Source organism: Shewanella sp. T24-MNA-CIBAN-0130, assembly GCF_040310185.1.
GTDB lineage: Bacteria > Pseudomonadota > Gammaproteobacteria > Enterobacterales > Shewanellaceae > Shewanella > Shewanella psychromarinicola.
The window spans coordinates 1-316 of sequence record NZ_JBEOPP010000206.1 but is presented as its reverse complement, the minus strand read 5'-3'; the positions used below and the strand labels follow the sequence as shown (position 1 = coordinate 316).

At 45.3% G+C, this 316-nt stretch carries 1 pseudogene; it reads left to right on the top strand.

The features are described 5' to 3' along the window. Positions 1-123 precede the first annotated feature (123 nt). Positions 124-316: pseudogene (locus AAEZ02_RS22090) on the top strand (type II toxin-antitoxin system HipA family toxin); the annotation flags it as partial.

Sequence of the window (316 nt, the reverse complement as noted above, 5' to 3'; positions counted from 1 at the left end):
TCTCGCCTGCACCCTGAAATAGACCATGTGTTGGCACCCTAGAATCATTGTGCAGAACCAGCACCCAGCGTTACTGTGCCAAACGACAGCATGCCCTAGCGAAATCATAAAAACTGGTTTCGATTGTTAGATGACATTATTCCCTCAGGCTCAAGTCGTAAATACTGGCTACGAACACTGCGCTTGCTCGATGAAGATAAGTTTACCAGGAATTTTATCTTGTTATCTCAAGGTACTATCGCACCGATAGGCAATATCAGGGTGAAGGAGTCGGTACCTAAAACGATGATTAACCCAATACCGGTAACGTTTAGCG